The sequence below is a fragment of the Parasynechococcus sp. genome (assembly GCF_042954245.1).
Lineage (GTDB): Bacteria > Cyanobacteriota > Cyanobacteriia > PCC-6307 > Cyanobiaceae > Parasynechococcus.
On sequence record NZ_JBGKDP010000207.1, the window covers coordinates 1 to 2,732 of the forward strand.

Below are 2,732 nucleotides of genomic sequence, written 5' to 3' on the forward strand. Positions count from 1 at the left end.
GGGTGGCTCGCTTCTCCCTGGCCAGTGCCGACAGCCTCAAGCTCAGCGTTAGCGGTCAGAGCCAGTCGTACGTGCTGACGGTGCTCCTGGCCATCGTTCTTTTCCTCACCGCGGTGAGCTGGTTCCTCACCTGATCGCCCCGAGATGCTTCTTTCCCTCCTGCTTCTGATTCCCTTCCTCGGGGCTCTGGCTCTGATCCTTTGGCCGGGATCCCCGTCAAGTGCACGCCTGCGCGATATGTCCATCGTGCTGCTGGTGGTGCAGTGCCTGGCGAGCTTCGCCCTGCTGTTGCCCTTCGATGCAACCGATGCTGGTTTGCAGTTGGTGGAACAGGCCCGCTGGGTGCATGCCATCGGGCTGGATTACGCCTTGGCTCTGGACGGTCTGTCGTTACCGCTGGTGTTGATGAACGGGGTGCTGTGCCTGGTGGCGGCCATCGCGTCGCGCACGATTGAGAATCGCCCCCGAGTCTACTTCGCCCTGCTGCTGGTGATTTCTGGAGCGGTGAATGGCGCCTTCTTAGCCCAGAACCTGCTGCTCTTCTTCCTGTTCTACGAACTAGAACTCATCCCTCTTTGGATGCTGATCGCCGTGTGGGGCGGTGTCAACAGGGCCTACGCCGCCACCAAGTTTCTGATCGTCACCGCCGTCTCAGGCGTGCTGATCCTGGGTGCCTTCCTTGGAATCGCCCTGGTTACCGGAACCATGGACTTCAGCCTGCGGCCGATCCTTGCCGGTGAACTGGGCATGACCGCCCAGCTGCTGTTGATGGGTGCTCTGCTGATCGGTTTCGGCATCAAGATCCCCCTCTTCCCCTTCCACACCTGGTTGCCGGATGCCCACACCGAGGCCTCCACACCAGTGTCGGTTCTTCTGGCAGGCGTGCTGCTCAAGCTAGGCACCTATGGCCTGCTCCGCTTCTGTCTTGGCTTGTTCCCCGACGCCTGGCAACTCGCGTCTCCATGGTTGGCCGGTTGGGCTGCGATTTCAGTGCTCTACGGATCGCTGGCCGCGATCGCCCAGACCGACATGAAGCGCATGGTGGCCTACAGCTCGGTGGGCCATATGGGCTACGTGCTGCTGGCAGCAGCAGCAGCCACGCCGCTCGGGTTGATGGGAGCCCTCTTTCAGATGGTGAGCCATGGCCTGATCTCTGGGGTGCTGTTCCTGGTAGTGGGTGTCGTTTACGCCCAAACCGGCACCCGCGACCTCAACGTACTGCGTGGCCTGCTCAATCCCCAGCGTGGCCTGCCACTGACCGGATCTCTGATGATCATCGGCGTGATGGCCAGTGCCGGAATTCCCGGCATGGCCGGCTTCATTTCCGAATTCCTGATTTTCCGCGGCAGCCTGCAACCCTTCCCCTTGGCCACACTGCTTTCGATGGTGGGATCGGGTCTGACGGCGGTGTATTTCCTGCTGTTGGTGAACCGCGCCTTCTTCGGTCGCTTGGCGATCGCCCCCGGCGAGGTGGTGAATCCCCGTATCCTCAACCGCGTGGCGCTGCGGGAACAGGCTCCGGCTATCGCCCTCAGCCTCGGTGTGCTGGTTCTTGGCCTTGCTCCTGAGCTGCTGTCGAACCTCAGTGAGGCGGCCACTACGGGCCTCAGCCTGGTCACTGGAGATCCGTCATGACCCCGACAACCGCATCCCCCGTTCACCCCCCGGTGCTTCCGGATCAGGAGGAATTGATCCATCGTTTGCTCAGTGACACGCCGCTGCTCAAAGACACCCCCGACCATCTGCTGCAGGTGGTGAATGTGCTCGAGAGCTATGGCCTGGTTCTTGACGCCTACAGCAAGAACCTAGTGGACCAGGGCGAGCAGCAGATGCTCAACCCCTTCCCGGTGTTCCGCTTTTTCCACGAGGGGTTCAGCTTCAAGCGCCTCTGGACCCATCTGATGGGTGATCGGATCAACTTCGAGTACGCCGAGTACTGCCAGAAGGCGATGTTCTGGCATGGCACTGGGGGGCTTGATGCTTATCTCGACACACCTGAATTCGCAGAGGCCTGCCAGCGGATCATCAAGCGCAAGTCGGCGCGCGACCCTCTGCTGGCCCTGAACAACCACCTCTATCCGGACTTCGCCCCTGAGGCCATTCGTTCGCTCACCACCATTTATTGCCTCGGTCTGTTCTGGCGGGTGATGAGCGACATCTTTGTCGACTTGGCCCGTCGCTACGCGATCAAGGGAGTCACCTGCGTCAACGATGTGGTGCATCACATCCGTGACGGCCTGGTGGCGGCGGCCGGAAGCCCGATTGAATACAAGGTGTCGATCGGTGGTGAAGAGATCTGGGTTCTTCCCCCCGAGGCGGGTCTCACCTTCTTGGTGGATGTGGCGGTGCCCTACGTGGAGGCTGTTTTTTTTCGCGGCATGCCCTTTCTTGGAACGGTGTCGTACAATGCTCAGGCTAGGCAGATCTCACCGGACATCAGTGATTTCAAGTACGGCGCGCTTTACGCCGATCCGATTCCCAGCATGGGTGCAGGGATTCCCCCCAGCCTTTGCATGCAGGACATGTACCGCCACCTGCCTGAGGAACTGAGCCTCTGGTACGACGACAACGGTCGGGGGCAGACCGATGTGCATGTTCAGATCTGCGTCAGTTTCCAGAAGTCGATGTTCTGCGTCACCAATGCCGCCATCGCTGGAACGATGCCCCATCCGCTGGATTCCGATGATCCCCAGCAGCAGGCGGCTAATCGGGCCTATGCCGAGGCCTGGTCT

The 2,732-nt window shown here is 60.8% G+C and carries 2 protein-coding genes; both read left to right on the forward strand.

The genetic code is table 11. From position 1 onward, the window contains the following. Positions 1-144: 144 nt before the first annotated feature. Positions 145-1,635, forward strand: coding sequence for an NADH-quinone oxidoreductase subunit M (locus tag ACGVJ8_RS09310; RefSeq protein ID WP_392347487.1), 1,491 nt, complete (start codon positions 145-147; stop codon positions 1,633-1,635). Next, the coding region (locus tag ACGVJ8_RS09315; RefSeq protein WP_392347489.1) for a CO2 hydration protein at positions 1,632-2,732 on the forward strand (1,101 nt) is incomplete at its 3' end. The genes ACGVJ8_RS09310 and ACGVJ8_RS09315, both read left to right, overlap by 4 nt.

Bases quoted from the DNA above. Each gene is read 5' to 3' on its own strand.
- ACGVJ8_RS09310 (WP_392347487.1), top strand. From the start codon at position 145: ATGCTTCTTTCCCTCCTGCTTCTGATTCCCTTCCTCGGGGCTCTGGCT.